Genomic DNA, 25,374 nt, shown 5'->3' with positions numbered 1-25,374 from the left:
GACGGAAGCGGAGCGGAAGCCAAGGCGACGGATGTCGCCGCCGGCGCCTGAGGCAGGATTAAAACCGAAGCCGCCTTGGCGGCTTCCGCAACGGAACGGAAGCCATAGATCAGAGGCCCGCCGGCGCCTGAGGCAGAAAACTAAGTTGGCGTGTCGGCGCTGCGTGCCTTGGCCTTGGCTTCGAGGATGCCGAGGCGGCGTTCCCGCCAGACCACGAACACGCCGGAGGCGATGACCACCAACGAGCCGGCAAGCACGACCGCCGTCGGCACGTCGCCGAAGATCAGGTAAGACAGAATGACGATCCAGATCATGTTGATGTAGTCGAGCGGGGCGATCACCGACGCCTCGGCGAGACGATAGGACTGCGTCATCAACACCTGGCCGATACCGCCGAACAGGCCGGCAACGATCAGCATGGCAGCGTCGGAGAAGCTGGGCACCACCCAGCCGAAGGGTATCGTCACGAAGGAGAAAGCCGAGCCACAGGCCAGGAAATAGAAGACGATGGCGCCGGTGGTCTCGGTCGCCGTCAGCTCGCGCACGGTGACGGCGGCGAATGCGCCCAATACCGCCGAGGCGAGCGCGCAGATCGCGCCCGTCGCCCGGCTACCTTGGAATCCCATTTCGAAGCCGTTGAGCTGCCCCGAGAGAACGATCAGCACGCCGAGAAAGCCGATACCCACCGCCCCCCAGCGAAACGCCCTGACGCGCTCGTGCAATACCAGCGCCGCGAGACACACGCCGAACAGCGGCCCCGAGTAGCTGATGGCGGTAGCGTCGGGCAGCGGCAGATAGCTGACCGCCGTGAACCAACAGAACATCGAGGCGGTACCAACCAGCGACCGGCGCACGTGGCCGAGCGGCCTTGCAGTCCTGAGCGAGGCAGGAAAGACGCCGAGCGCCGCGAGATAGACGATCACCGGGACGATGCCGAAGAAAGAGCGGGCGAACAGCACTTCCCCTGGGGGCACGCGGCCCGACACCAGCTTGATCAGCGTCAGCATGAAGGCGAAGGCGATGGTCGAGGCGAGCTTGAAAAGAACGCCCGCGGCGGTCGGCGACATGGAAAAAGCAGCTCCTTGCTCAGCCGCTTATATAGCGATTTGGCGCGGGACCAAGATCCAATTTATCATATTTTTGAGCCTGCCCGCGCACCGGTCCAGCCTCAGGCCAGATTGGATTTCAGGAAGCCGACCGTTCTCGTCCAAGCGAGGTCGGCCGCCGCCTTGTCGTAGCGCGCCGCCGAGGTGTCGTTGTTGAAGGCGTGGTTGACGCCGGGATACATGTGAAGTTCATAGGTCTTGCCGGCTGCCTTCAGCGCTGCCTCGAACACCGGGATACCGGCGTTGATGCGATCGTCGAGACCGGCATAGTGCAACAGCAGCGGCGCCTTGATGGCGGCCACCTGTTCGGCCGTCGGCTGGGCGCCATAATAGGACACCGCTGCTCCGAGCCCCGCATCGGCCACCGCCGTCTGGAGCGACAGCCCACCGCCCCAGCAGAAGCCGACACTGCCGGACTTGCCATTGCCGCCCTCGTGGCCACGCAGGAAACTGGCGGCGGCCACGGCGTTGTTGACGGCCTTCACCCTGTCGAGCGCGGCAATCAGGTCGCGCGCCTTGTCCTCGTCGGCGGGCGTACCTCCGGCCGGCGACAGGAAGTCCGGCGCCAGCGTGAGAAAGCCTTCCAGCGCGAGGCGCCGGGCCACATCCTCGATATGGCCGTTGAGCCCCCGGTTCTCGTGGATGACCATCACCGCCGGCAGCGGGCCGGACACCGCCTTGGGACGGACGAGATACCCCTTCAGCGTCCCGCCATCGCCGGGAAACTCGATCGTCGAGGCATCGACTCGGTCATCGGTGGCGGCAACGACGGCGGCCTGGGCCTTCCCCGCCTCGATCAACGGCACGATCGCCACAGCCGCGGCACTCGAACCGGCCAGTTTGGCGAGCTTCTCCATGAAGCCACGGCGGTCCAGCGTCAGGTGGGTGTACTCGTCATAAAGACGGATCATGTCCTGCGTGATGACGATGCGTTCGCTCATGTCGATGCTCCTGGGATCCGTTCCAGCACAGGCACTCGTCCGGCATGACTTCCGAAGCAAATATCAGAGCAAAACGAACCACTTATGATTTGGTGCTCTAACGGTGCTTTTAGGTTCAGGATCCGATGAATCTCTTCCTTAAGATGAGTCTCGAAAGCTGAATTCAGCTCCGCCGGCAACGAGGCGCCCCAGCAGACAGTCACGTATTTCTACTGATATGTAAACCGCATATTTCCGTCATCGCGGATATTAGTCCAGCGACAGGTCATCGGAGCGCCGCTCCCAGATGACCTTGGCTCGCGCGCTATGCCAGCCGAGGCAATAACCGATGGCGCGCTCCACCGCGTTCGCCTTTGGGCCAACGGCGCGCACGTCATCCAGCATCAGGTGTGCCATGTGAATGTCGTTGAGCACGCCAAGCACATCCTGGGCCGCCTTGACTCTAGGTAGCAACTTGCGCCGCACCGACTTCGGCGTCAAAGGCTCAAAGAAATCATAGGCATAGCGTAGCCGTTTGAATCTTTTCCTGAGTTCGTGCCGCTCGTCGGGAGAAAGTGCTTCAGGATCGCGTCCAAGCTTTTCAACCTTGCGCCTGAGACGGCCAATGATGTGCTCGGCAAATGGCTCGACTGGCGCGGCCAATCCCAGACTCTGACCGATGTCGTCCGTCGATAGCCAGCCGCGCGCCTCGGTAAAGGCCAGAAGGTCGATCAGGAAATCGCCCATGCTTGCGTCGGCAAGGACCGCCGCAAGCCGCACCCGCGCCAACCGGCGACGCTTCTCAAGAAGCTCGATCAGGGCTGTCATGTCGCCACCATCACCAAGCGGCATGACGAGTTCGTCGATTAGCACATCCATATCCCGAGTGGCTGCCACCTCGGACGAAAAGCGCTGCGCCTCTGCGGCAAGCGAATCCGCGGCTCCCGGCGCCATGACGGAAGCGAAAATCTTGAGCGCCGTCCTGAGCCGACGCAGTCCAACCCTCAATTGATGTGCGCCTTCGGGATCGTCCCCGACCCTGAGAGCGGCGACGTTGGCGGAAATCTGACCAGCGCAGGATCTGAGCACCAATTGCAGCGCCATCTCGACGGACATATCGTCGTCGAGATCGGCATCCACCGCCGTCGTCGGTTCGGCCGCGCCGATCTCGCCTTCGAGCAGCGCATAACCGAGGTCGGATTTGGCTTCTGTGGAGAAGTGGAAGGCGATGCCGGCCAATGCTGGTCGCGCCACCTCGAACAGCGCCCGTCGGTCGCCGGACTGAAGCTCGAATTCAACCTCCCGGATGTCGGCGCGCCGGCTGCCGGCCGTTGCCGTGCCCCGGTCGAGCGCCATCTCGATGCGATCGCCGCCGGGCGTGGCAATGTCCCAACGCCGCCGCGTTACGCGCATGGAAAACAATGGCACCAGCGGCCGACCATCGACCAGCTTGGTCAACTCGGCCGCCGCCTCCTCCGGCAGGCGCGAAAGATCCGGCACCCGGCCGGTGTAGGGCACGTTGAATTCCGGCCGTTCGGCCAGACCGAGCGAGAAGGTGCCGGAGAATTTCACCGTTTGCTCGCCGCTCCGCCCAGACCGGCGCAGGCGCAGGCTGATACCTTTCGCGCGCAAGGCGAGATCGGGCGTGTCGAAATAGGTGCTGACGAGACGCTTGTCACCCTTGGCAGTGACCTCCAGCCCCGGCAAGGCGACGAGACGCGCAACACGCGAGGCGCCGGCCGCGTCCACGGCCACCTTCAATTCCGCCTCGACCCCGTCAGCCATGCTCGCGTCCTCCGTTTGCGTTCAATCCTATCGCCACGGCACGGGTTTGACGAGCCACCCTCCGGAACGATTCGGATTCCTCATGACAATCTGCCGTTGCCGAAACGAGCAAGGGGTCCACAGACGGGAGGCAGGATGCCCGTTTTCTGACCGTCTGGGAAAAAATGCTTGCCAACCGATCAATTGTCGGTTCGGATAAGGGCTCGCCGGCTGACGGGCATAAGTCAAAAAAACACCGTCTGACCAGGCTCGGGGTTAGCCGACGTCGCTCGGCAACAGGGGAGTATACCGTATGAAAACGATGTCCCGCCTTCTGGCGGCCACCATGCTCGTCGCTGGCCTTGCCAGTGCCGCCCACGCCAAGACGTTCGTCTACTGCTCCGAAGGCAGCCCGGAAGGCTTTGATCCGGCGCCTTATGCCTCTGGCACAACGCATGACGCTTCCTCGGTTACGGTCTACAGCCGCTTGACCGAGTTCGAGCATGGCACGACCTCCATCATCCCCGGCCTCGCCGAGAGCTGGGACATTTCCGAAGACGGCACCGTCTACACCTTCCACCTCCGCCATGGCGTCAAGTTCCACACCACCGAGTATTTCACGCCGACCCGCGACTTCAACGCCGATGACGTGATCTTCTCGCTCACGCGTCAGAACGACAAGAACAGTCCTTGGTACTCCTATGCCGGCGGCTCTTGGGAGTATTGGGAGGGCATGGACATGCCCAAGCTCGTCAAGTCACTCGACAAGGTTGACGACTATACCGTCAAACTCACCCTGACCTCGCCAAACGCCCCGATGCTCGCCAACCTCGCGATGGCGTTCGCCTCGATCATGTCGAAAGAATATGCCGACAAGCTGGCCGCTGAAGGCAAGCAGGCCGACCTCAACCAGTTGCCGATCGGCACCGGTCCGTTCCAGTTCGTCGCCTATGAAAAGGACGCGGTCATCCGCTATCAGGCCTTCGCCGGCTACTGGGGTGCCAAGCCGAAGATCGACGACCTCGTCTTCGCCATTACCCCTGATGCATCGGTTCGCGTTCAGAAGCTGAAGGCCGGCGAATGTCAGGCAGCTCCTTACCCGAATCCTGCCGACATCGACGCCCTCAAGGCCGACAGCAATATTCAGTTGCTGGATCAGGCCGGCCTCAACATCGGCTACCTCGCCTACAACACCTTGCAGAAGCCTTTCGACGACGTCCGCGTCCGCAAGGCTCTCAACATGGCGATCAATAAGAAGGCGATCATCGACGCCGTCTATCAAGGCACTGGCCAGATCGCCAAGAACCCGATCCCGCCGACCATGTGGTCCTATAACGACAGCGTTCAGGACGACCCCTATGATCCGGAAGCGGCCAAGAAGCTGCTCGCCGAGGCTGGCGTCAAGGATCTTTCCATGAAGGTGTGGGCGATGCCGGTGTCGCGTCCCTACAACCCGAATGCCCGCCGCATGGCCGAGCTGATCCAGGCCGACTTCGCCAACGTTGGCGTCAAGGTCGAGATCGTTTCCTTCGAATGGGCCGAATACCTGAAGCGCGGCAAGGAAAAAACCCGTGACGGCGCGCTTCTGCAGGGCTGGACCGGCGACAACGGCGACCCGGACAACTTCCTGTTCGCCCTTCTGAGCTGCGCCGCGGTCGACAGCGGCTCAAACCGCGCGTTCTGGTGCAACAAGGACTTCACCGATCTCGTGACCAAGGCTGCGACGGTGTCCGATGTGGCCGAGCGCACCAAGCTCTATGAAGATGCCCAGGTCGTCTTCAAGAAGGAAGCCCCGTGGGCGACCATCGCCCACTCGACCACCTATATGCCGCTGGCTAAGGGCGTCACCGGCTATAAGGTTGATCCGCTTGGGCTGCACTGGTTCGAACAGGTCGACATCACCGAGTAAGCCAAGCCATTACGACAGACGCGGTTCCGGGGAGCGATCTCCGGAACCGTTTTGCTTGCACAAGCAAGGCTGGACACGCCAAGCTTGCCGCGAGCATGCGGATAATCATGTAGAGTGGCGGAAATCTCGGCATTTTCGTGCCGCCATAATGGTCAAATCGCGACCTTGTCGCTTGCAGGCCGGGTTTCCGGCGGCTACTGGAAGCCCCATGTCCATCGCAACCGCCTTCCGTTCCTTCCGTTCCGACGACCGCGCCGCGGTCGTTCGGCTGTGGCACGATGCCTGGCATGACGGCCATGGATCGATCCTGCCGGCGCACGCGGTTGCCGAGCGGACGGTGGAAAGCTTCGATCTTCGCCTCGGGCCGCTCGAGGCCGGCTGCATCGTCGCCGAGGTTGGTGGCCGCATCCTCGGGTTTGCCGCTATCGAAGGCAGCGAGATCGATCAGCTCTATGTCGCCGCAGAGGCGCGTGGCACCGGCCTTGCTAGCGCACTTCTGGCCGCCACCGAGGCGGAACTCGCCCGGCGCGGCGTGCGCGACGCGGTGATCCAATGTTCGCAAGGCAACGAGCGTGCCCATCGCTTCTACGCACGATCCGGCTGGCGCGACAGTGGCGCCCGGCAGGCCGCGATCTGGACTCCCGACGGACGCCATGAAACACATCCGACCCACATCTTCGTCAAGCAACTCTCGAGCCTGGACTGACCCTGCATCATGTTCGGTTTCATCCTCCGACGCCTCAGCCTGTTGATCCCGACCTTCATCGGCGTCAGTCTGGTCGCTTTCTTCTTCATCCGCGCATTGCCGGGCGACCCGGTGCTGCTGCTCGCCGGTGAGCGAGGCATATCGCCCGAGCGCTACGCCGAGCTTATGCACCGCTACGGCTTCGACCTGCCGCTCTGGCAGCAGTTCATCTCCTATTTCACCGGCCTGATGCACGGCGACTTCGGCACCTCGATTTCGACCAAGAAGCCAATCTTCACCGAATTCTTCACGCTGTTCCCGGCGACGCTGGAGCTGTCGATCTGCGCGGTGATCTTCGCCGTGGCGCTCGGCGTGCCGGCCGGTGTCATCGCCGCCGTCAAGCGCAATTCCTGGTTCGATCATACGGCGATGGCCACTGCCCTGGTCGGCTATTCCATGCCGATCTTTTGGTGGGCGCTGCTGCTGATCATCGTCTTCTCCGGCATGCTCGGCTGGACGCCGGTGTCAGGCCGCATCTCGCTGATGTTCTTCTTCCCCAAGGTGACCGGCTTCATGCTGATCGACAGCTTCCTGTCCGGCAAGGCGGGCGCCTTCCAGTCAGCGGCCAGCCACCTGATCCTGCCGACCATCGTGCTTGGCACCATTCCGCTCGCCGTCATCGCCCGCCAGACGCGCTCGGCCATGCTGGAAGTGCTCGGCGAGGACTATATCCGCACCGCCCGCGCCAAGGGCCTCAGCCCCTACCGTGTGGTCGCCGTGCATGCGCTGCGCAACGCGCTGATCCCGGTGATTACCACCATCGGCCTGCAAATCGGCGTGCTGATGGCCGGTGCCATCCTGACCGAGACGATCTTCTCCTGGCCCGGTATCGGCAAGTGGATGGTCGATTCGATCTTCCGCCGCGACTATCCGGCCGTGCAGGGTGGCCTCGTGCTGATCGCCCTTATCGTCATGGCCGTCAACCTGATCGTCGACATGCTCTACGGCCTCGTCAATCCCAAGATCCGGCACCAGAGGTAATCCGATGACCGCCGTCTCCGCTTCCGTCCGTCCAGGGCGCCTCAAGGAATTCTGGCGCTACTTCTCGGAAAACCACGGTGCCGTCGCTGGCCTCGTGCTGTTCGTGGTGCTGGTGGTCGTCGCGATTGCCGCGCCGCTCTTCGCCCCATTCGACCCCGACCAGCAATTCCGCGACTCCTTGCTGATGCCGCCGCTCACCCATGGCAGCGAAGGCATCTTCCTGCTGGGCACCGACGCGCTCGGTCGTGACATGCTGTCGCGCCTGATCTTCGGCTCTCGTTTCTCGCTGTTCATCGGCGTCGTCGTCGTCTCGGTGTCGCTGATCGGCGGCGTCATCATCGGCATGTTCGCCGGCTTCTTCCGCGGCTGGGTCGACACGGTGATCATGCGCGTCATGGACGTCATCCTCGCCTTCCCGTCTCTGCTGTTGGCGCTGACTCTGGTCGCCATCCTCGGCCCCGGCCTCACCAACGCGATGATTGCCATCGCCATCGTGGCGCAGCCGCACTACGTTCGCTTGACGCGCGCCGCCGTGTTCAGCGAGCGCAACCGCGACTACGTAACGGCCGCTCGCGTCTCCGGCGCCGGACCGCTGTGGCTGATGTTCGTCACTATCCTACCTAACTGCATGGCGCCGCTGATCGTCCAGGCCGCCCTCTCCTTCTCGGGTGCCATTCTCGACGCCGCCGCTCTTGGCTTCCTCGGCATGGGCGCCCAGCCGCCGACACCGGAATGGGGTACCATGCTGGCCGAGGCGCGTGAGTTCATCACGCGCGCCTGGTGGGTGGTGACCTTCCCCGGTCTTGCCATCCTGATCACCGTTCTGGCCATCAACCTGATGGGCGACGGCCTGCGCGATGCCCTCGATCCGAAGCTGAAGAGGTCGTGATGCCCATTCTCGAAATCAGCAACCTCTCGGTCGACTTCCGCACGGTGGGCGGCCAGTTCCGCGCCGTCGACAGCGTCTCCATGACCGTCGACCCCGGCGAGATCGTCTCGATCGTCGGCGAGAGCGGCTCGGGCAAGTCGGTGTCCATGCTGGCGCTGATGGGCCTCCTGCCCTGGACGGCGACCATTACCGCCGACCGCTTGATGTTCGACGGCAAGGATCTCCTGACCATTTCGCCGCGCGAGCGCCGCCGCATCATCGGCAAGGACCTGGCGATGATCTTCCAGGAGCCGATGAGCTCGCTCAATCCGTGCTACACCGTTGGCTGGCAGATCAGCGAAGTGCTGGAAGCCCATCTCGGCCTCAACAAGCGCGCCCGGCGCGACCGCACGGTCGAACTGCTTGAACTGGTCGGCATCCCCTCGGCCTCCGAGCGCCTCGACACCTACCCGCACCAGATGTCGGGCGGCATGAACCAGCGCGTGATGATCGCCATGGCGATCGCCTGCAACCCCAAGCTCCTGATCGCCGACGAGCCGACCACCGCCCTCGACGTGACCATCCAGGCGCAGATCCTCGATCTCCTCGCCAAGCTGCAGCGCGAGACCGGCATGGCCCTGGTGCTGATCACCCACGACATGGGCGTCGTTGCCGAAACCGCCAACCGCGTTTCGGTGCAGTATGCCGGTCAGAAGGTGGAGGAACAGCCGGTCAGCCAGCTGTTCGCCGACCCACATCACCCCTATACGGCGGCTTTGCTGTCGGCGCTGCCGGAACGGGCGACCACACGCCGCCTGCCGTCGATCCCCGGCGTGGTGCCCGGCCAATATGACCGCCCGACGGGCTGCCTGTTCAGCCCACGCTGCTCGTTCGTCACCGAGCGTTGCGTCGAGAAGGCGCCGGTCACCCAGGGCCAGGCCGCCGGCTACGCGCTCTGCCATTATCCGCTCAACCAGGGCAAGCCGGTCGGCCACCCCGGCCCGGCCGCCATTCTCGACCGGAGGCTTTCGGCATGAATGCTCCCGTCCAGCCAAACATCGTCCTTGAGGCACAGCATCTCGCCCGCCACTACAGCCTGAAGCGCGGCATGTTCGGCGAGCCGGCCACCGTGCGGGCGCTGTCGGAGGCCTCCTTCAAGCTCGCCACCGGCAAGACGCTGGCCGTCGTCGGCGAATCCGGCTGTGGCAAGTCGACGCTCGCCCGCCTCGTCACCATGATCGAACCGCCGACCGCCGGCGAGCTGATCATCGACGGCAAGCAGGTGCATCAAGGGGTGACGCCGAGCCACGAACTGCGCCGCACCGTACAGATCGTCTTCCAGGACCCCTACGGCTCGCTCAACCCGCGCCAGAAGGTCGGCACCATCCTCGAGGAGCCGCTGCGCCTCAACACGTCGCTGTCCGCGTCCGCGCGGCAAGCCAAGGCGCGGGCGATGATGGAAAGGGTCGGTCTCCGGCCTGAGCATTACGACCGCTATCCGCACATGTTCTCCGGCGGCCAGCGCCAGCGCATCGCCATCGCCCGGTCGCTGATGCTCAATCCCAAGATCCTGGTGCTCGACGAGCCAGTGTCGGCGCTCGACGTCTCCATCCAGGCCCAGGTGCTGAACCTCTTGATGGACCTGCAGCAGGAATTCGGCCTGGCCTATCTGTTCATCAGCCACGATCTCTCCGTGGTGCGTCACATCGCCGACGAGGTAATGGTGATGTATCTCGGCCGTCCGGTCGAGTTCGGCACGGCCGACGAGATCTTCAACACGCCGCGCCATCCCTATACGCGCGCCCTGTTGTCGGCGACGCCGACCACCGAGCCGGAGAAGCGGCGCGAACGCATTCGCCTCACCGGCGAACTGCCCTCGCCGCTGCATCCGCCGAAGGGCTGCGCCTTCCATCCGCGCTGCCCCTTCGCCTACGATCCATGCGACGTCGACCAGCCGAAGCTTCTGAAGGCGCCCGGCGGCAACGCCGACGTCGCCTGCTTCGCCGTGCAGGGCGAACTGCTTTAGGCGGGCCGGCCCGGCGCGCAAGACACGGATGGGACGCGGGACGGTTGATCCGGGCCGCGTCCTTTTTGTAGGGTCATAGCTCGGCGCTGCCTGGAAGCGCCGTCGCGAGCGCGTCGATGGCAAACCTGACGCGCAGCGGCAGATGTGGCGTTTCAGGCCACAGAGCGTGGGTCCTGAACACGAGGCGAGGGACGCTTTCGAGCAGTGGAACGAGAGCGCCGGCACGCGCCTTGTCGCGGATCAGCCAACAGGGCAGCCAGGCGAGGCCATGGCCAGCTTCCGCCGCGTCGGCAATCGCCTCAAGATCGTCGAACCGCATTCGGCTCGGCGGCGTCAGGTCGCGCAGCGCACGGTCTCCGATCGGAAATTGCCACGCCTTGATGCGACCGGCGCGGCCATAGGTGATCGCATGATGGGTCAGCAGATCGTCGACGCTCTCTGGGCGTCCATGACTGTCGAGATAAGCCGGCGAGGCACAAACCGTCATGCGTTGCAGGCCCACGGTCCTGGTCATCAGGCCGCTGCCGTCACCGATCTCGCCATTGCGGATCGCCAGATCGAAGCCGTCTTCGATCAGGTCCACCGGACGATCGCAGAAGGATAGGTCGAGTTCGAGCCGGGGATGCTCCGCCGCCAGCCGCGCCAGCACCGGCGCCACACAGCGCCTGCCGAACAGCACCGGCACGGACACCCTGAGCCGCCCCGCCGCCTCGCTTCGGCCCGAGTCCAGAGCCGTCTCGCCGGCGCGCAGCTCCTCCAGGGCGCGCATGCAGTGCTCGTAATATCCCTGTCCGTCCTCGGTGAGCGCCAGGCTGCGCGTGGTGCGATGAAGCAGGCGGACATCGAGCCGCGCCTCCATGCGCGCGATCGTCTTGGCCACCGCCGAGCGGGTCAGATGCAGGCGCTCGGCCGCCGAGGCGAAGCTTCCCGTCTCCACCGCCGCCACGAACACATCCACGCCGTTCAGCATTTCGCCCATAATTGTCATTCCATAGGAACCAATAGGCGGAACATACGTCACCACTGGCTCCTCATCTTCAACGATATGCTGCTCCTTGTAAATCCGTGACAAGGAACATGCGATGACAGGAACAATGCAGCGTTGGGAGATGGATGGGGTCGGACGCGACAGGCTGGCGCTGAAGAATGCGCCTATCCCGGCGCCAAAGCCGGGCGAGGTCCTGGTGAAGGTGGCGGCCGTGTCCCTCAACTACCGCGACAAGTTGGTTATCGAAAGCGGCATGGGCCTGCCGCTCGCCTTCCCCTTCACCCCAGGTTCCGATCTCGCCGGAACCGTGCAGGCGATCGGGGACGGGGTGACGCGCTTTGCCGTGGGCGACCGGGTCATCTCGACTTTCGCGCCGGGCTGGATCGACGGCGCACCGCTCGGCAATGGCCGTGTTCCACCCTACCAGACGCTCGGGGGCGTCTATCCCGGTGTGCTCTCAGACTATGTCGCCTTCCCGGCGGACTGGTTCGTGCGCGCGCCAGTCTCTCTCGACGATGGACAGGCCAGCACCCTGCCCTGCGCCGGACTGACGGCCTGGTTCGCACTGGTCGAAAAGGGCCATCTCCTGGCTGGAGAGATCGTGCTGGTCGAAGGGACAGGCGGCGTTGCCCTGTTCGGCTTGCAGATCGCCAAGGCATATGGCGCACGCGTGATCGTCGTCTCCGGCAGTGCCGAGAAACTGGAGCGCGCGGCAACGCTCGGTGCGGACCAGGGCATCGATCGCTCGTCGGAGGACTGGGTGGAAGCCGTCTATCGCCTGACCGCCGATCATGGTGCCGACCACGTCCTTGAACTTGTCGGGGGAGCACACCTCGGCAAGGCCGTGCGGGCGGCGGCGATCGGTGGCCGCATCTACCAGATCGGCGTGCTGGAGGGATTCGACATCGCGGCCCCCGCCGGCCCGCTGATGCTGAAGAACGTTACGGTGCAAGGGATTGGCGTCGGCCACCGGCGGGCGTTGAAAGATCTCGTCGCGGCGGTGGATCGCACCGGCCTCAAGCCCGTGATCGACAAGCGCTATCCGCTCGAAAACCTCCCGGCCGCGCTCGACCACCTCAACCGGGGTCCGTTTGGCAAAATCGTCGTCGAGATGGAATAAGGAATAGAGGGAGACAAGGCCTCATCGGCGATCTGATTTCGCCGGTGAGGCTCGGATAAGCAGCGTTCGCGAACCCTAGGGACTGGCAGCACTTCGCCGCGCGACAGATTGGCTTTACACGGCTGCTCTGGCTCGCCTATCTCAAGAGTGTCGCACCCAGCCGCCACGCCGCCCGGAAGCCATCATGATCGCCGCCCTCTCTGCCCTGCCCGCGCTCGAGCTGGCGCCGATGTTGATTGGCGCAACGCTTCTGGTCGACGGCGTCGGCGGCATCATCGCCGAGACCGAAGCCTACGAGCCCGATGATCCCGCCTCGCATGCCTTCGCCGGCGAGCGACCGCGCAACAAGGCGATGTTCGGCCCGCCGCTCACCGCCTATGTCTACCGTTCCTACGGCGTTCACTGGTGCTTCAACATCGTCACCGGCCCGATCGGTCACGGCGCCGCCGTACTGCTGCGGGCGATCGAACCAACCGCCGGTCTCGCGACGATGGCGGAGCGGCGGCGAACGACCGAGCCGCGCCTCCTCGCTTCCGGTCCTGGCCGGCTGACCGAGGCGCTCGGCATCACCATCGCCCACGACGGCCTGTCGCTCGAAGCGCCGCCCTTTCAGTTGATGCCACGCGATGACACGCCCGACATCGTCGTCGGTCCCCGCATCGGCATCACCAAGGCGGCCGAGCGCCCCTGGCGCTTCGGTCTTCGTGGCTCGCAGTTCCTGAGCCGGCCGTTCCGCTGAGGTTAGCGCAATAATCGTAGCGAGCCGGTCAGCGACTTCACCCACTTGGCCGGGCCGCATAAGCCAAGGCCGTCGATCACCTCGTCGGCAAGGCGTTTGTCCGGCAGCAGTGCCTCGTACTCGCGATAGTCGTGCAGCGACCGCGAGAAGGCCGGAAACACCACCAGCGCCCGATCGTCATCGCGCGGCATCGCCTTGATCATGAGTGCGCGGATGGCCTCGGGCGTGGCAGCCAAAATGGGAACGGGAAGGATGGAACTGTCGTCGATGGTTTGGCCATCGGCGTCGGTCAGCGGCCGGTTGCCGAGCCATGGCAGGCGGGCACCAAGGCCGATGCCGATGGCACCGACCGTGTTGGCGAGAAGACCCAGCGGCAGGTCGGGATTGACGACGATGGCGAGGCGGCTGTCAGGCGGCATGATAACTCCGGAACAAATGAACGATGCCGGCAGAATATCCGTGTCATCAGGGCAATTTTTTCCCGAATTTGCGACCGGAGAGGAAATTGAGGTAGAGTCTACCCAGCTTTAGCTTTCATGAGGTAGATCGTGCCAATTCCATCACTCGAACCGGTCGACGTCAGAATTCTCGATGCGCTGCAGGGTGATGGTCGCCTGACCAACCAGGCGCTGGCGGCCGAGGTCGGCTTATCGACATCACCCTGCTGGCGACGCGTGAAGCAACTGGAGGATAGCCGCGTCATCGGCGGCTACAGCGCCGCGCTCGATCGCCAGAAGATCGGCCTCGGCGTGCTGGCCTTCGTTCGCGTCAAGATCGACAGTCACAGCGAGGCCGAAGCGGAGGAGTTCTCCAGGAGCGTCGCCCGCCTCCGCGAGGTGATCGCCTGCTATTCGATCGCTGGCGACGCCGACTTCCTGTTGCAGGTCGTCTCGCCCGACCTCGACACCTATGCCGATTTTGCCATGACGGTGATCCGCCGCCTGCCGCGCATCAAGGAGATGCAGACGACCTTCGTGCTGAAGGAGATCAAGCCGTTCAAGGGATTCCCGGTGGGGCTCGGCTGACCCGGAGGTCAGTACACCGGCCGGCCGCCGATGGTCAGCAGACCCAGCATGTCGTCGTCGTCGGACACCCAGCGCTGCAACGCGGCCACCGTCACCATGTCGGTGCCCCCTTCGTCGCCAACGCCGGCGATATGATGGTAGGGCTCGAAGGTGTCGCCCAGATGCGACAGCACGGCGAAGGCGCTGCTGAAGTCGTCGTCCCCGGCATAGCGGCTGGGGGTGACGATGGTGCGGATGCCGGCCGCCGTTGCGGCGGCAAGGCCAGGGCCGTTGTCCTCGAAAACAATCGCGGCGCGGGGCGTAATGCCGAGCCGGGCCAGCGCCAGCTCGTAGACATCGGGCGCCGGCTTCGGCCGCACGGCATCGGCACCGCCGACGATGGCAGTGATCTTTTCCAGCCCATCCAGCCCGAAATTGGCGAGGATCAGCGCCTCGGCATTCTCGACGCTCGACGTTGTGGCCAGCACCACGGCGAGCCCTTGCGAACGGGCGTCGTCGATCAGTCGCTCGATGCCGGGTCGTGGCCGGGCGAGCCGCCGGTCGACCAGCTTGGCGAACAGACGCGTCTTGGCGGCATGCAACTCGTCGATCTGCTTTCGGCCTTCTTCAGCCATCGGCGGCGCATAATGCTCGATGAAGTGAACGAGGCGCGCCCGGCCGCCATGCACGGCGAGCAGTTCACCATAGAAGTCGGACTCCCAAACCCAGGGCAAGCCGGCCTCGGCAAAGGCACGATTGAAGGCCAGGCGGTGAACCTCCTCGGTTTCCGCCAGCGTGCCATCAACGTCGAAGATCAGCGCCTTGATCGGGGGTGCCATCACGCCCTCGCGAGTATTTGCTCCAGAACCGCCGGAAGTCCCTGGAAGTCGTCCATCACGAAATCGGCGTTGAGCTCATCGGCGGGTATGTCGGTGTAGCCGTAGCGCACCACCGCCACCGTGACCCCCGCCGCCTTGGCCGAGGCGACGTCGTTGGCACTGTCGCCAACCATCAGCACCTCGTCCTTGGCAAGACCGAGCCGCTGAGCCACCAGCCACATCATATCAGGCGCCGGCTTCGGCGTGACGCCGCTGTCGCCGCCGACCACCACCGAGATCTCCGCGCCGATGCCAAGGCTGTCGACGATCTCGCGCGACACCGCCGTCGGCTTGTTGGTGCAGACGGCGAGCCGATAGGTCTTGGCCAGTTCCTTGACCATCTCGGCGGCATGCGGGAACAGGCGCGTCAGACGAGTAGCGCGCGGCTCGTAGAAGCCGAGATAGGTCTTCACCTGCGCGGCCAGCGCCTCGCCCTCCATGGTTATGCCATGGGCGGCAAAGGCCTTCTGCACCAGCACCGGCACGCCTTTGCCGACCATCGACGAAACAGCGCGCGTTGCATGCGGGGCAAGACCATTCGCGGCCATCAAATCGTTCACAGCCTCGGCAAGGTCGGGCAGGCTGTCGACCAGCGTTCCATCAAGGTCGAAAATCAGGGCGCGAATGCTCATAGGCTGTCTCTCAGGGCTTGGATATTGCGGCGGTAATCGGTCTCGGTACCGCCTTTGAACACCGAAGTGCCAGCCACCAGCACGTCGGCGCCGGCGCGGGCCAGGAAACCGGCGTTGGCGGTGGAAACACCGCCGTCGATCTCGATATGGATGGGCCGAACGCCGGTGAGCGCCTTGACCTTGCGCACCTTGTCGACGACGGCCGGAATGAAGGCCTGACCACCGAAGCCAGGGTTGACGGTCATCACCAGGACCAGGTCGATCTCATCGAGCATGTATTCGAGGCCGCCGACGTCGGTGCCGGGATTCAACACCACGCCGGCCTTCTTGCCGAGCGAGCGGATCACCTGCAGCGAGCGATGGATATGCGGCCCGCCCTCAATGTGCACGCTGATGACGTCGGCACCGGCATCGGCGAAGGCGGCAATGAACGGATCGGCCGGCTCGATCATCAGATGCACGTCGAACGGCAACTTGGTGTGCGGGCGCATCGCCTTCACCACCGCCGGACCGAAGGTGATGTTGGGCACGAAATGGCCGTCCATGATGTCGATATGGACCCAGTCGCCGCCGGCTCTTTCAACGGCGGCAAGCTCTTCGCCGAGGCGCGAGAAATCCGACGACAACACGGAAGGGGCAATCTTGACGGTCATGGAAAGACGTGTCCGTTGAAAGGGATCTGAGGTCAGAAGTTCATAAAGCAAGACGCCGACGAGCGCTAATACGGATTCCCTGACCAACACAAAAACCGGCGGCGGCGTTACGCGCCGCCGCCGGAATCCGGTCAGCATTTACGGCAGAGACCTTTGGAAATTCGCTCCGGTGAGCCGGCTGGCACGGCTTTCGAGAACCGAAGCGCAGCGGACGTTGAGGTCCGTGAGCACCGGAAGCGCAGAAAGTCGCGTCAGACGGCCGCCGGAGTAGAATTTGCCAATGGTCTCTCAGCGGTTGTCGGGTTGCGAGCGCACGAGCTCCAACCCACGCGGCGTGATGCGGTAGGGCTTGCTATCCCGTGAGGCGATCGCTCGCCTATGCTTCAATTTACGAAACAGCACGAGGCCAAAGTCGGTGTAAAGCCAACCGTCGCGGCTGTAGCAGGCGAGCTCTTCGATATCGCCGCGTTCGTCGCGGACGATCTCAATGCGTCCGCCCTGGGCGAGCAGGTGCAGAACGCGCTGCTCGGCACGTGAAATATCCATCGTCTGAAGTCCGGAAGAAGCGCCACTTGGGCGCACCAAAGCGTTCCGGAAGCCTCAAGGCCTCCGGGGCGACATTTGGATCGGCCCGTGACCGGCACCATGCCGGGGCGGGCCCTCACCGGGATTCAGACTGACGTGACATCCACGCTCCTGTTGACGGCCCAATCCTGCCGGGCACACGACGGGCCGTCAACGGTGAAGAACTGGTGCTTTGCCGGTCGCCTGACGATTGTGGCTCGCCGGTCACGATACTGTCGCTTTTGACGATCACCGAGAGGGTGACCGCCGGGGCAGGATTGGTCGTCCAGTTTTCCCCGCGACAATGGTCGAAACGACACCCGGCAAATGGTGTCAGACCACAGCTTGCGGTAAGCTTCGGAAGACCATTGTGATTCCGGCAGCAGGCACCACCGCCAGGCACCGCCGGCATCGAAACATGGAGAGACGGGAACCGAGCATGCGCCACACGACTTTGAAGCAGCTGCGATTCCTGTCGGCGGTCATCAAGACCGGCACTGTTACCGCCGCATCCTCCGTCATGAACGTCACGCCGCCGGCCATCACCGCCCAGGTAAAGGCGCTGGAAGACCTTGTCGGCCTGCCGCTGGTGGAGCGCGTCGGCGACCGTTTCATCGCCACCTCGGCCGGCAGGGAGATCGCCAACACCCTCGATCGCATCGAGGCCCTGCTCAACGAATGCGGCGGGGCACTGGCCGAGATGCGCGAGGCCGGATCGGGCCGCGTCGCCGTCGGCGTCGTCTCCACTGCCCGCTATTTCGCACCGACGGTGCTCGCCGCCTTCCGCAAGGAGCGGCCGAAGGTCGATATCGACTTCATCGTCGGCAATCGCGACGAGACCATCCTGCGCCTCAGGAACTACGAGGTCGATCTTGCCGTCATGGGCCGGCCGCCGGTTGAGTTCGACGTCGAGGCCAAGGCGATCGGCAAGCACCCGCAAGTGATGATCTGCGCGCCCGACCATCCGCTGGCCCGCGAGCGCAACATTCCCATCGAAGCATTGATGGGCGAGACCTTTCTGGTCCGCGAGGCCAACTCCGGCACCCGCCATTCCTTCGCCCATCTGATGACCCAGCATGACGGCGGCCGCGACGTCCGTGAGTTCGAAATGGGCTCCAACGAGACCATCAAGCAAGCGGTGATGGCCGGTCTCGGCATCTCCTTCATCTCGTCGCACACCATCGCCGCCGAGGTCGAAGCCGGCCGCCTCGTCATCATGGACGTGATCGGCCTGCCGCTCATCAAGACCTGGCACGTCGTCCGCCGCACCGACAAGCGGCTGTTGCCGTCGGCCGAGGCGATGTACCGCTTCTGGGTCGAGCATGGCGGCGACTACCTGCCCAAGATCACTGGCCACGCGGACTAGGCATCCACCCAAAAAGTTGTAGAATTTTTGGGTAAGCGAATGCGTGAAATCATATTGAGCACAATCGTTTGGCTCGGGCAGCTTCAACCCGAGCCAAAAATAATTTGATGGAGACATTCATGACTGCCGCCCATCGCCCCTTTCGGGTGGTCGAAAGCCTGTGCGCCACAGGCAAGGACTCGGAGGCGAAAAAGGAAGACCGGCTGATCGTCACCGAGGACTTCGCCGCCATCATCGACGGCGCCACCTCCTCCGGCCCGATCGGTGGCCGGCCCGGTGGCATCGTCGCGGCCGAAGCGGTGGAACAGACGGTCAAGGACCTTCCTCCGGACGCCACCGTTCGTGACTTCGTCGATCTTGCCACGGCGAATATCGCCCAGGCGATCGGCAACTGGCCGGATGAATCGATCATGCGCCCCTCCGCGGTGGCCGCCGTCTGGTCACGGGCGCGCAACGAGGTCTGGCGGGTCGGCGATTGCCACGTCCGCATCGACGGCCGGGACTATGTCGGCGGCAAGGAGATCGACCACATCGGTTACGAATTCCGTTGCGCCGTCATCCGGGCGCGCCTTCGACTCGGCCTGACCGACCTTGAGGCCGAACGGCGGGTGCCGACGATGGAGCAACCCTTCCGGCCCCTCGTGCTCGCGCAGCACGCTTTCCTCAACCTCGACAGCGAGGATCCCCTCGCCTATGGCGCGCTAGCCGGCACTTTCGTGCCCGATCGCTTCATCGAGGTGTTTCCGGCGGCCGATGCCCGCGAGATCGTGCTCGCCTCCGATGGCTTCCTCGAGCCTTCGGCAACGCTCACCGAAGGCCTCGCCGAGATCGCCCGTATCCGGGAGAACGACCCGCTGATGGTGGAGCTGGTCACGGGATCGCGCCCATTCATGCCAGGGCGCGACTATTTCGACGACACCACGTATCTGCGGATCGCTGTTGGTTAAAACATCCGCCCGAAAAGTTGTGGATGTTATTGGGCGGCGGCGCGTTCGTCGTCCAGCCAGCGCGCTTCATAAGCGGCGAGCATGGCCCAGGTCGCCTCGTGGTCGGGCAGGCGACGATCGACACCGGCCACGTTGCGGCCGATGGCGATGCCGTAACCGCCGAGATCGAGAGACTTGTCAAAACCGGGCTCGTCGGGAATGTCGTCGCCGACATGCACCGGAATCCGGCCTTGGAAAGGCTGGTGTTCCATCAGGAAGGCGATACCCGAGCCCTTGTTGGCACCCCGCGGCACCACATCGATCGAGACCCGCCCAGGGATCACCTCGACGTGGCCGCCGGAATGGCGCGCGGCCAGCGCCGTGACCTCGGCGACGAGCGGTTCGCCCTCGTTGTAGACGATGGCCAGCGCGCCGATCTTCCATTGAATGTCCATGGTCGGATAGGCAGCCTTGACCGCCAAGGCGATTTCATCGAGCGCCTTGCGTTCTTCCGGCGTCTGTACCGGGGTGAAGCGGCGGCCGTCGGCAAAGCGGCGGTCGGCCCCTTGCAGCGCCGCCACTGGCAGCTTCAGCGGCTTGAACATCGGGTCGACGGTCTCCACCGAACGGCCGCTGACGATGGCCAGCGCACCGCCCAGGAGATCGAACAGCCGGTCGATCAGGGCAATGCGATCGGCGGCAATGCCGCGCTCACGGTCGGCGTAGGTGGGGCCGATCAGCGTGCCATCGACATCAAGGAACAGAGCGAGGCGGTCGGGCGCGGGCAAATGGGCGGCGAGGTCGTGCGGATCGGTGAAAGACATGGGCCTACATGGATGGCGGAAAAGGAGCGGTCACTCAGACGAAAGTATCGTCCGCAACACTCCTCATATGTACAGCCAACACCGCCCGCCGACAATGCCTTGGCGGTTGAATCGATATGGAAGCCTTTAGAGACGCTAAAAAAGTGCCTCTTCAAACCTCGAAATCATACACGAGGACGCCATCCAGCCCGCCTTCGGTCGCCGCCACGATCTTGTCGCCGACCTTCACATGCTCGGGATGGATCAGATAGGCATCGCGCGCCGCTGCGTCGGTAAAGGTGACGACAAAGCCGTGTTCGAAGCCATGACCGAGACCTTCAGGTGACTCATTCGGACCGGCCTTGAAGTCGATCATGCCCGGAATGAACGACTTCAGCGCCGCGACCGCGCCATAGAGCTTCAGGATGTCGGCCGACGACGTGGCGGCCGGCATCTTCATGAACACGCAATGCAGGATCATTCAAACTTCTCCCCCCACCGACCCAGGTGGTCGGCCAGAACTTTACTCTTCGACCGGCGGCGGCGTACGGCCACGAAGCGGCCGTTCCTCGATCCGGGCAAGCAGGACCAGCGACAAGAGCTGCGCCCCGGCGGCGGCAAGGAACAGCGCCCGGAAGGCGGCAACGACACTCTCCCGAGCCGCAGGATCAAGCCCGCCGACACTGATATGGTCGCCAATGCCGGCGCTGCCGACGATGGCCCCCAGTACGGCGATGGCGACGACCGAGCCCAGCGAGCGAACGAAGGTATAGGCACCGGTCGCCGTACCGAGGTCGCGCGGGTCGGCGGCGTTTTGCACCATGACCATACCGACCGGAAACAACGTGCCTTGGCCAAAGGACGTGAGAAGGGCCAGGACCTCGATCACCCAGAAGGAGACATTGCCGACCAGGAAGCCGACCACCGTCAGCGACACCAGCGATATGAGGCTGCCGATCATCGGCAGCCGCTTGTAATGTCGGCCCTTGCGCAGAATGCGCGCCGAGATGCTCGACCCGGCCACCGCGCCGATCATCGGCCCGAGCAAGGCGAGACCGGCCGCTGAGGCGCCGAAGCCTTCGATGAGCTGCAGATAAACCGGGTAGTAGACCGACAGTCCGAACATGCCGGCCGTCGCCAGGAAGGCCGTGGCGGAGGTGAGTGCAATCACCTTGTTGCCGAAAATGCGCGGCGGCAGCAGCGGCTCGACCGGCTGGAACTGGTACCAGGCGAACAGGATGAAGGCCGCGGCCGAGACCACCAGCATTCCCAGAATGGGCGGCGAGCTCCAGGGATAGGAATGTCCGCCCAGCGTCAGCGCCAGAAGAAACAGCAGCGTCGCCGCGATGATTATCACCGCGCCGAGGATATCGAGCTTATGGTCGCGACGAATGTTCGGCAGCTTGGAGAGCGGCTTCAGCGACAGGCCGACGGCAATCGCGCCAAGCGGCAGGTTCAGCCAGAAGATGGCCGACCAGTGGACATACTCGGCGAGGACGCCGCCCAGCACCGGTCCGGCGATGCTCGCGGTCGCCCAGATACCGGCGATATAGACCATGTATTTGCCGCGCTCGCGCGGCGGCGCCACGTCGCCGATGATGGTCTGGACAAGGGCCATCAGCCCGCCGCCGCCGAGGCCCTGCAAGGCGCGTCCGGCAATTAGTACCGCCATCGACGGTGCCAAGGCCGACATCAGCGAGCCCGCCACGAAGATGCCGACGCCGGCATAGAGCACCGGCCGGCGTCCCTTGAGGTCGGCAAGCTTGCCGTAAAGCGGCGTCACCGCAGTCGCCGTCAGGAAATAGGCCGAGACGATCCACGATACCCACTGGCCGCCGCCGAGCGAGGCGCCCATCACCGGCAGAGCTGGCGTAACGATGGTCTGGTCGAGCGCCGCCAGGAACATGCACAGCAGGGAAGTGATAACGATCTTGGTCTTGTCGTCTTCGTTCAGAACCGGCTGTTCGGGCGGCGAAATATGGGTCATGGTCTGGTCCGGCGGGTTGCGCGGCGCACCCTATCCATTGTCAGGCGCGAAAGCCAGCGGCGGTGCTCCGGCGCATTTCAGAGCTTCGTGAATGCCGGCTTGCCGGCTTCCGTTCGCCGCCCGAGCCTCTATATTGGACAGAATGAACCGGAGACCGCCGCGATGACAGCCGTCCTCTCTCGTGCCGTCGATCTCAACGCCGATCTCGGCGAGGGCTTCGGCGCCTACCGCATCGGCGACGATGCTGCGCTGCTTGATGTGGTCACGTCGGCCAACGTCGCCTGCGGCTTTCATGCCGGCGACCCGGAAATCATGGTCGAGACCTTCCGTCTCGCCAAGGCCGGCGGCGTCACCGTCGGTGCCCACCCCGGCTTTCCCGATCTCTGGGGCTTCGGCCGGCGCGCCCTGCCCTACTCGGCCGGCGAAATCGAGCGGCTGATCGCCTACCAGATCGGCGCGGCGTCGGCCCTGTCGACGCTGGCCAACCATCCGATTGCCTATGTGAAGCTGCACGGCGCGCTCGCCAACCTCGCGGTTGCCGATCCCGATATCGCCGCGGCCAGTATCAGGGCGATCAAGGGCGTTGACGCCTCGCTTGCCTGCCTCGCCATCGCCCACGGCCAGCAGGAGCGGCTCGCCCGCGACGCCGGCCTTCGCACTTACTCGGAGGTCTACGCCGATCGCGGCTATCAGGACGACGGCAGCCTGATGCCGCGCGCCCGGCCCGGCGCCTTCGTCCACGACCCCGCCGAGGCGGTCGAACGGGCTTGCCGCATGGTCAAGACCGGAGAGATCGTCTCGGTCACCGGCAAGGTGCTGCCGACATCGGTCGACTCCATCTGCGTCCACGGCGACAACCCGACGGCGGTGGTGACGGCGCGGCTCTTGCGCGAACGTCTCGCCATCGAGGGCATCGTGCTCGCCTCCTTCGCGAGCAAGCCCTGATGGACGACACGCTTCTCGATCGCCTCGGCGCGCTGCTCAACGACTCCGGCCTTCTGGAAATCGAGTTCGAAGAGGGCGATGTCCGCATTCATCTGGTGAAGGATGGCGCCGCCGCCGCGCGGCCACGCGTACCAGCCACACCGGTGATCGCTTCCGCACGAAAGCAGGCCTCGCCGGAAGCCCACACAATCGTCTCCGGTCTGACCGGTACTTTCTATCGATCGTCATCGCCAGAAAGCCCGCCCTTCGTCGAGATCGGCGACCGTGTCGAGGAGGGGCAGACCATCGGCCTGCTTGAAGCCATGAAGATGCTGAACCCCATCGAGGCCGACCGGGCCGGCCGCGTTGTGTCAGTCGGGGCGGAGAACGGTGCCCTGGTAACGCGTGGCTCGACGCTGTTCCGCCTTGCCCCGGACGATCCGTCATGACCTTCGAAGAGATCGAAGCTGTCGTCCGCCGGCTCGATGGACAAGGCCTCGCCACCGTCAACATACGCTCCGGCACAGCGCATCTCAGGCTGCGCTTTGCGACGGAAGAGGCGTCCGTGCCGGTCCTGGCCGAACCGCCGCCAACCTTTGCCACCGCGAGCTCGCCCGGCCGCTTCCGGTCGGCGCATCCCCTCGAAGGCGCCCCGCGTTTTTCCGAGGGCGACCAGATCGCAAAGGGCGAGACGATAGCCTTCGTTGAAGCCAATGGCCTGTTGCTGCCGGTTATCGCCGCCGCCGACCTGACGCTCGGCAGAGCGCTCGCCAAAGATGGCGACACCGTCGGCTGGGGCACACCGCTCTACGAAACGCGATAAAGCGCCGCCGCCCTTCGCAGCCGGGCCAGCCAATCGGCGGTCTCGCGGAGCGCCGCCAGCGCTTCATTGCGCCCGACGACGGCAAAGCTCAGCTCATCGCCCGGCATCGCCTGCCCGAGCCGCCAGAGATCGGCCTCGATCACCGTCGCAATTTTCGGGTAGCCGCCACAGGTATTGGCCTCGGCGAGCTGTACGATCGGCCGGCCCGAGGGCGGCACCTGCACCGTACCCGGCACGATGCCATGCGACAGAAGCTCGCGCCGCCGCTGACGCACGAGTTCCGGCCCGTCGAGCCGGCAGCCCTGCCGGTCGGCCTCGGCGGTGGTCCGCCAGCCCACGCTCTCGAATAGCCGGTGGGCATCCTCAGAAAAGTCCGCCCACTCGGCGGTCGGCAACACGCACAGCGGCCGGCTGGGATCGCCCCGCCCGGGCGGAGGCAGCGCGCCGATGCCTGCCTCGGGCAACCGTCCTGACGGTTGCCGCCCCAGCGGCAAACGATCGCCGCGCATCAGCCCCCGACCCTCATGGCCGCCGTAGCCGCTTTTGAGGTCCGTTGCCCTGGCGCCCAGGAGCAGCGGTACATCGACGCCGCCGCCCAGGGCGACATAGACCCGAGCCCCCGTTACCGGTGGATCGATCGTCAGTTCATCGCCGGCCCGCGCTTCCAACGCCCACCAGGGCGGCAAGCGGCGGCCGGCCAGCCTCGCCTCGGCGACCGCGCCAGCGATGGCCACCTTCGTTGCCATCTCAAAGCGCAAACGAAAGGGGAAGGCGGCAACCTCGATCGCCGCCGCGTTCCGGTCGTTGCAAAGCAGCGCATTGGCGGCGTCCAGCGCTTGAAGATCCATGGCGCCGGAACGCGACACTCCGCTCGACAACAGCCCGAGGCGGCCGCGATCCTGCACCGAGTTGAGCGCGCCCGAAGAGAGGATCTCGATCACCGCCTCACTCCCGCAATGGTGAAGCGCACCGTATCGCCCGGCTTCAGCGTCGCCGGGGCCGCCCGATGCGGATCGAACAGTTCAAAATCAGTGTGGCCGACAATGTGCCAGCCCGAAGGAGCCGTGATCGGCATGATGCCGGCCTGTCCGCCGCCGACGATCACCGCCCCTTTTGGCACGCCTTGGCGAGGCACAGCCCGGCGCGGCATCGCCAGCGCCGGATCGAGGCCCGAAAGATAAGGAAAGCCGGGCATGGCGCCGATCGCCGCCACCCGATAGACGGCGCCGGCGTGCCGCTCAGCCACCTCGTCGACGGACAGGCCGAGGTCGGCCGCGAAACCCTCGATATCCGGCCCGCCATAAACCACGGCGATGTCATGCGTCCGGCCATCTCCCACGCGCGCAACGGCGCTCCGCCAGCCGTCGACAAGGCGTCGCTCCATCGCGCCTGCGTCGATCGTCAGCGGATCGAAGGCCACCATCAGGTTGTTCATGCCGGGCACGACATCGTCCACGCCATCGCTGCCGGTGAGACTTTCGGCAAGCGCCAGGAGCCGCGCCTGCCGCTCCTCGTCGAAGGCACCGCCGGAGGCGACGTCGAGAAGCAAGGCGCCAATCCCTGCGTCGGATAGGATAAAATCGTTGGCCAATCGGCTCTCCGCTGTCATTGCCGATTATTGGCACCCAATGCCCGCCGCGCAAGGGAG

28 protein-coding genes are annotated in these 25,374 nt (G+C 64.7%); 14 read left to right on the top strand and 14 right to left on the bottom strand.

The window, feature by feature from the left end:
- Window positions 1-140: 140 nt before the first annotated feature.
- The 3 genes from AB6N07_RS12495 to AB6N07_RS12485 form a co-directional block, all read right to left on the bottom strand.
- A complete protein-coding gene (locus AB6N07_RS12495) occupies window positions 141-1,067 on the bottom strand; it encodes a DMT family transporter (protein WP_370678125.1) in 927 nt (308 codons plus the stop codon).
- A gap of 101 nt (window positions 1,068-1,168) precedes the next feature.
- Window positions 1,169-2,047 carry a dienelactone hydrolase family protein gene (locus AB6N07_RS12490; RefSeq protein WP_370678124.1) on the bottom strand — a complete coding sequence of 293 codons (879 nt, stop codon included), beginning with the start codon at window positions 2,045-2,047 and terminating at the stop codon, window positions 1,169-1,171.
- A gap of 249 nt (window positions 2,048-2,296) precedes the next feature.
- A complete protein-coding gene (locus tag AB6N07_RS12485) occupies window positions 2,297-3,811 on the bottom strand; it encodes a CHAD domain-containing protein (protein WP_370678123.1) in 1,515 nt (504 codons plus the stop codon).
- A 292-nt stretch (window positions 3,812-4,103) separates the two neighbouring features.
- Between AB6N07_RS12485 and AB6N07_RS12480 the strand changes: the two genes are divergently transcribed.
- The 6 genes from AB6N07_RS12480 (at window position 4,104) to AB6N07_RS12455 (ending at window position 10,319) form a co-directional block, all read left to right on the top strand.
- The gene (locus tag AB6N07_RS12480) at window positions 4,104-5,699 is read left to right on the top strand and encodes an ABC transporter substrate-binding protein (RefSeq protein WP_370678122.1); all 1,596 of its coding nucleotides are present in this window, start codon (window positions 4,104-4,106) and stop codon (window positions 5,697-5,699) included.
- A gap of 208 nt (window positions 5,700-5,907) precedes the next feature.
- Window positions 5,908-6,405, top strand: a complete 498-nt coding sequence (locus tag AB6N07_RS12475) for an N-acetyltransferase family protein (RefSeq protein WP_370678121.1) — start codon at window positions 5,908-5,910, stop codon at window positions 6,403-6,405.
- Between the two features lie 9 nt (window positions 6,406-6,414).
- Entirely contained in the window at window positions 6,415-7,425 is a 1,011-nt protein-coding gene (locus AB6N07_RS12470; RefSeq protein WP_370678120.1) for an ABC transporter permease subunit, read from the top strand.
- Between the two features lie 4 nt (window positions 7,426-7,429).
- Window positions 7,430-8,314, top strand: a complete 885-nt coding sequence (locus AB6N07_RS12465; protein WP_370678119.1) for an ABC transporter permease subunit — start codon at window positions 7,430-7,432, stop codon at window positions 8,312-8,314.
- Window positions 8,314-9,330, top strand: a complete 1,017-nt coding sequence (locus AB6N07_RS12460; RefSeq protein WP_370678118.1) for an ABC transporter ATP-binding protein — start codon at window positions 8,314-8,316, stop codon at window positions 9,328-9,330. Before AB6N07_RS12465 ends, AB6N07_RS12460 begins: the two co-directional genes overlap by 1 nt.
- Complete coding sequence (locus AB6N07_RS12455; RefSeq protein WP_370678117.1) at window positions 9,327-10,319, top strand: dipeptide ABC transporter ATP-binding protein; 993 nt, start codon at window positions 9,327-9,329, stop codon at window positions 10,317-10,319. The genes AB6N07_RS12460 and AB6N07_RS12455 overlap by 4 nt, the downstream gene beginning before the upstream one ends.
- Before the next feature lie 73 nt (window positions 10,320-10,392).
- On the opposite strand, the gene AB6N07_RS12450 is transcribed toward AB6N07_RS12455, so the two are convergent.
- Window positions 10,393-11,298 (bottom strand): LysR family transcriptional regulator, encoded by a 906-nt coding sequence (locus AB6N07_RS12450; RefSeq protein ID WP_370678116.1) that lies wholly within the window; start codon window positions 11,296-11,298, stop codon window positions 10,393-10,395.
- A 103-nt stretch (window positions 11,299-11,401) separates the two neighbouring features.
- On the opposite strand from AB6N07_RS12450, the gene AB6N07_RS12445 reads away from it, so the two are divergent.
- Both AB6N07_RS12445 and AB6N07_RS12440 read left to right on the top strand, forming a co-directional pair.
- Window positions 11,402-12,427 carry an NAD(P)-dependent alcohol dehydrogenase gene (locus AB6N07_RS12445; protein ID WP_370678115.1) on the top strand — a complete coding sequence of 342 codons (1,026 nt, stop codon included), beginning with the start codon at window positions 11,402-11,404 and terminating at the stop codon, window positions 12,425-12,427.
- A 184-nt stretch (window positions 12,428-12,611) separates the two neighbouring features.
- Complete coding sequence (locus tag AB6N07_RS12440; RefSeq protein ID WP_370678114.1) at window positions 12,612-13,166, top strand: DNA-3-methyladenine glycosylase; 555 nt, start codon at window positions 12,612-12,614, stop codon at window positions 13,164-13,166.
- A gap of 2 nt (window positions 13,167-13,168) precedes the next feature.
- Here the strand turns inward: AB6N07_RS12440 and AB6N07_RS12435 are convergent, their stop codons facing one another.
- Window positions 13,169-13,585, bottom strand: coding sequence for a DUF2000 domain-containing protein (locus AB6N07_RS12435; RefSeq protein WP_370678113.1), 417 nt, complete (start codon window positions 13,583-13,585; stop codon window positions 13,169-13,171).
- 129 nt (window positions 13,586-13,714) lie between these two features.
- Between AB6N07_RS12435 and AB6N07_RS12430 the strand changes: the two genes are divergently transcribed.
- On the top strand, window positions 13,715-14,191 hold the full coding sequence (locus tag AB6N07_RS12430) for an Lrp/AsnC family transcriptional regulator (RefSeq protein ID WP_370678112.1): 477 nt from the start codon (window positions 13,715-13,717) through the stop codon (window positions 14,189-14,191).
- A gap of 8 nt (window positions 14,192-14,199) precedes the next feature.
- On the opposite strand, the gene AB6N07_RS12425 is transcribed toward AB6N07_RS12430, so the two are convergent.
- From AB6N07_RS12425 to AB6N07_RS12410, 4 genes are all read right to left on the bottom strand, one after another.
- On the bottom strand, window positions 14,200-15,009 hold the full coding sequence (locus AB6N07_RS12425; RefSeq protein WP_370678111.1) for an HAD-IA family hydrolase: 810 nt from the start codon (window positions 15,007-15,009) through the stop codon (window positions 14,200-14,202).
- Window positions 15,009-15,680 (bottom strand): phosphoglycolate phosphatase, encoded by a 672-nt coding sequence (gph, locus tag AB6N07_RS12420; RefSeq protein WP_370678110.1) that lies wholly within the window; start codon window positions 15,678-15,680, stop codon window positions 15,009-15,011. The genes AB6N07_RS12425 and gph overlap by 1 nt, the downstream gene beginning before the upstream one ends.
- The gene (gene rpe, locus AB6N07_RS12415; protein ID WP_370678109.1) at window positions 15,677-16,333 is read right to left on the bottom strand and encodes a ribulose-phosphate 3-epimerase; all 657 of its coding nucleotides are present in this window, start codon (window positions 16,331-16,333) and stop codon (window positions 15,677-15,679) included. Before rpe ends, gph begins: the two co-directional genes overlap by 4 nt.
- 288 nt (window positions 16,334-16,621) lie before the next feature.
- On the bottom strand, window positions 16,622-16,879 hold the full coding sequence (locus AB6N07_RS12410) for a YjhX family toxin (RefSeq protein WP_370678108.1): 258 nt from the start codon (window positions 16,877-16,879) through the stop codon (window positions 16,622-16,624).
- Window positions 16,880-17,336: 457 nt separating this feature from the next.
- Between AB6N07_RS12410 and AB6N07_RS12405 the strand changes: the two genes are divergently transcribed.
- The gene (locus AB6N07_RS12405; protein WP_370678107.1) at window positions 17,337-18,263 is read left to right on the top strand and encodes a LysR substrate-binding domain-containing protein; all 927 of its coding nucleotides are present in this window, start codon (window positions 17,337-17,339) and stop codon (window positions 18,261-18,263) included.
- A 119-nt stretch (window positions 18,264-18,382) separates the two neighbouring features.
- A complete protein-coding gene (locus AB6N07_RS12400) occupies window positions 18,383-19,210 on the top strand; it encodes a hypothetical protein (protein ID WP_370678106.1) in 828 nt (275 codons plus the stop codon).
- 26 nt (window positions 19,211-19,236) lie between these two features.
- Here AB6N07_RS12400 and otsB read toward each other — a convergent pair whose 3' ends face one another.
- The 3 genes from otsB to AB6N07_RS12385 form a co-directional block, all read right to left on the bottom strand.
- Complete coding sequence (gene otsB / locus AB6N07_RS12395; RefSeq protein ID WP_370678105.1) at window positions 19,237-20,013, bottom strand: trehalose-phosphatase; 777 nt, start codon at window positions 20,011-20,013, stop codon at window positions 19,237-19,239.
- 151 nt (window positions 20,014-20,164) lie between these two features.
- On the bottom strand, window positions 20,165-20,473 hold the full coding sequence (locus AB6N07_RS12390; RefSeq protein WP_370678104.1) for a Dabb family protein: 309 nt from the start codon (window positions 20,471-20,473) through the stop codon (window positions 20,165-20,167).
- A 42-nt stretch (window positions 20,474-20,515) separates the two neighbouring features.
- On the bottom strand, window positions 20,516-21,979 hold the full coding sequence (locus tag AB6N07_RS12385; protein ID WP_370678103.1) for an MDR family MFS transporter: 1,464 nt from the start codon (window positions 21,977-21,979) through the stop codon (window positions 20,516-20,518).
- Between the two features lie 162 nt (window positions 21,980-22,141).
- Here AB6N07_RS12385 and AB6N07_RS12380 point away from each other — a divergent pair, with 162 nt between their 5' ends.
- The 3 genes from AB6N07_RS12380 to AB6N07_RS12370 are packed head-to-tail and all read left to right on the top strand — an operon-like array spanning window position 22,142 to window position 23,726.
- Window positions 22,142-22,924: a LamB/YcsF family protein gene (locus AB6N07_RS12380; RefSeq protein WP_370678102.1), complete on the top strand. Its 783-nt coding sequence runs from the start codon at window positions 22,142-22,144 to the stop codon at window positions 22,922-22,924.
- Window positions 22,924-23,352, top strand: a complete 429-nt coding sequence (locus AB6N07_RS12375; RefSeq protein ID WP_370678101.1) for an acetyl-CoA carboxylase biotin carboxyl carrier protein subunit — start codon at window positions 22,924-22,926, stop codon at window positions 23,350-23,352. The genes AB6N07_RS12380 and AB6N07_RS12375 overlap by 1 nt, the downstream gene beginning before the upstream one ends.
- Complete coding sequence (locus AB6N07_RS12370) at window positions 23,349-23,726, top strand: hypothetical protein (RefSeq protein WP_370678100.1); 378 nt, start codon at window positions 23,349-23,351, stop codon at window positions 23,724-23,726. The genes AB6N07_RS12375 and AB6N07_RS12370 overlap by 4 nt, the downstream gene beginning before the upstream one ends.
- On the opposite strand, the gene AB6N07_RS12365 is transcribed toward AB6N07_RS12370, so the two are convergent.
- Both AB6N07_RS12365 and pxpB read right to left on the bottom strand, forming a co-directional pair.
- Complete coding sequence (locus tag AB6N07_RS12365; protein WP_370678099.1) at window positions 23,711-24,667, bottom strand: biotin-dependent carboxyltransferase family protein; 957 nt, start codon at window positions 24,665-24,667, stop codon at window positions 23,711-23,713. The genes AB6N07_RS12370 and AB6N07_RS12365 overlap by 16 nt on opposite strands.
- Window positions 24,664-25,317, bottom strand: a complete 654-nt coding sequence (gene pxpB, locus AB6N07_RS12360; RefSeq protein WP_370678098.1) for a 5-oxoprolinase subunit PxpB — start codon at window positions 25,315-25,317, stop codon at window positions 24,664-24,666. The genes AB6N07_RS12365 and pxpB overlap by 4 nt, the downstream gene beginning before the upstream one ends.
- Between the last annotated feature and the right edge of the window lie 57 nt (window positions 25,318-25,374).

It is taken from the genome of Pleomorphomonas sp. PLEO, assembly GCF_041320595.1.
Lineage (GTDB): Bacteria > Pseudomonadota > Alphaproteobacteria > Rhizobiales > Pleomorphomonadaceae > Pleomorphomonas.
The sequence above is the reverse complement of the archived record's forward strand: the minus strand, read 5'-3'. Positions and strand labels throughout refer to the sequence as shown.

Bases quoted from the DNA above. Each gene is read 5' to 3' on its own strand.
- AB6N07_RS12495 (WP_370678125.1), bottom strand. From the start codon at position 1,067: ATGTCGCCGACCGCCGCGGGCGTTCTTTTCAAGCTCGCCTCGACCATC.
- AB6N07_RS12490 (WP_370678124.1), bottom strand. From the start codon at position 2,047: ATGAGCGAACGCATCGTCATCACGCAGGACATGATCCGTCTTTATGAC.
- AB6N07_RS12485 (WP_370678123.1), bottom strand. From the start codon at position 3,811: ATGGCTGACGGGGTCGAGGCGGAATTGAAGGTGGCCGTGGACGCGGCC.
- AB6N07_RS12480 (WP_370678122.1), top strand. From the start codon at position 4,104: ATGAAAACGATGTCCCGCCTTCTGGCGGCCACCATGCTCGTCGCTGGC.
- AB6N07_RS12475 (WP_370678121.1), top strand. From the start codon at position 5,908: ATGTCCATCGCAACCGCCTTCCGTTCCTTCCGTTCCGACGACCGCGCC.
- AB6N07_RS12470 (WP_370678120.1), top strand. From the start codon at position 6,415: ATGTTCGGTTTCATCCTCCGACGCCTCAGCCTGTTGATCCCGACCTTC.
- AB6N07_RS12465 (WP_370678119.1), top strand. From the start codon at position 7,430: ATGACCGCCGTCTCCGCTTCCGTCCGTCCAGGGCGCCTCAAGGAATTC.
- AB6N07_RS12460 (WP_370678118.1), top strand. From the start codon at position 8,314: ATGCCCATTCTCGAAATCAGCAACCTCTCGGTCGACTTCCGCACGGTG.
- AB6N07_RS12455 (WP_370678117.1), top strand. From the start codon at position 9,327: ATGAATGCTCCCGTCCAGCCAAACATCGTCCTTGAGGCACAGCATCTC.
- AB6N07_RS12450 (WP_370678116.1), bottom strand. From the start codon at position 11,298: ATGGGCGAAATGCTGAACGGCGTGGATGTGTTCGTGGCGGCGGTGGAG.
- AB6N07_RS12445 (WP_370678115.1), top strand. From the start codon at position 11,402: ATGACAGGAACAATGCAGCGTTGGGAGATGGATGGGGTCGGACGCGAC.
- AB6N07_RS12440 (WP_370678114.1), top strand. From the start codon at position 12,612: ATGATCGCCGCCCTCTCTGCCCTGCCCGCGCTCGAGCTGGCGCCGATG.
- AB6N07_RS12435 (WP_370678113.1), bottom strand. From the start codon at position 13,585: ATGCCGCCTGACAGCCGCCTCGCCATCGTCGTCAATCCCGACCTGCCG.
- AB6N07_RS12425 (WP_370678111.1), bottom strand. From the start codon at position 15,009: ATGGCACCCCCGATCAAGGCGCTGATCTTCGACGTTGATGGCACGCTG.
- gph (WP_370678110.1), bottom strand. From the start codon at position 15,680: ATGAGCATTCGCGCCCTGATTTTCGACCTTGATGGAACGCTGGTCGAC.
- rpe (WP_370678109.1), bottom strand. From the start codon at position 16,333: ATGACCGTCAAGATTGCCCCTTCCGTGTTGTCGTCGGATTTCTCGCGC.
- AB6N07_RS12410 (WP_370678108.1), bottom strand. From the start codon at position 16,879: ATGGATATTTCACGTGCCGAGCAGCGCGTTCTGCACCTGCTCGCCCAG.
- AB6N07_RS12405 (WP_370678107.1), top strand. From the start codon at position 17,337: ATGCGCCACACGACTTTGAAGCAGCTGCGATTCCTGTCGGCGGTCATC.
- AB6N07_RS12400 (WP_370678106.1), top strand. From the start codon at position 18,383: ATGACTGCCGCCCATCGCCCCTTTCGGGTGGTCGAAAGCCTGTGCGCC.
- otsB (WP_370678105.1), bottom strand. From the start codon at position 20,013: ATGTCTTTCACCGATCCGCACGACCTCGCCGCCCATTTGCCCGCGCCC.
- AB6N07_RS12390 (WP_370678104.1), bottom strand. From the start codon at position 20,473: ATGATCCTGCATTGCGTGTTCATGAAGATGCCGGCCGCCACGTCGTCG.
- AB6N07_RS12385 (WP_370678103.1), bottom strand. From the start codon at position 21,979: ATGACCCATATTTCGCCGCCCGAACAGCCGGTTCTGAACGAAGACGAC.
- AB6N07_RS12380 (WP_370678102.1), top strand. From the start codon at position 22,142: ATGACAGCCGTCCTCTCTCGTGCCGTCGATCTCAACGCCGATCTCGGC.
- AB6N07_RS12375 (WP_370678101.1), top strand. From the start codon at position 22,924: ATGGACGACACGCTTCTCGATCGCCTCGGCGCGCTGCTCAACGACTCC.
- AB6N07_RS12370 (WP_370678100.1), top strand. From the start codon at position 23,349: ATGACCTTCGAAGAGATCGAAGCTGTCGTCCGCCGGCTCGATGGACAA.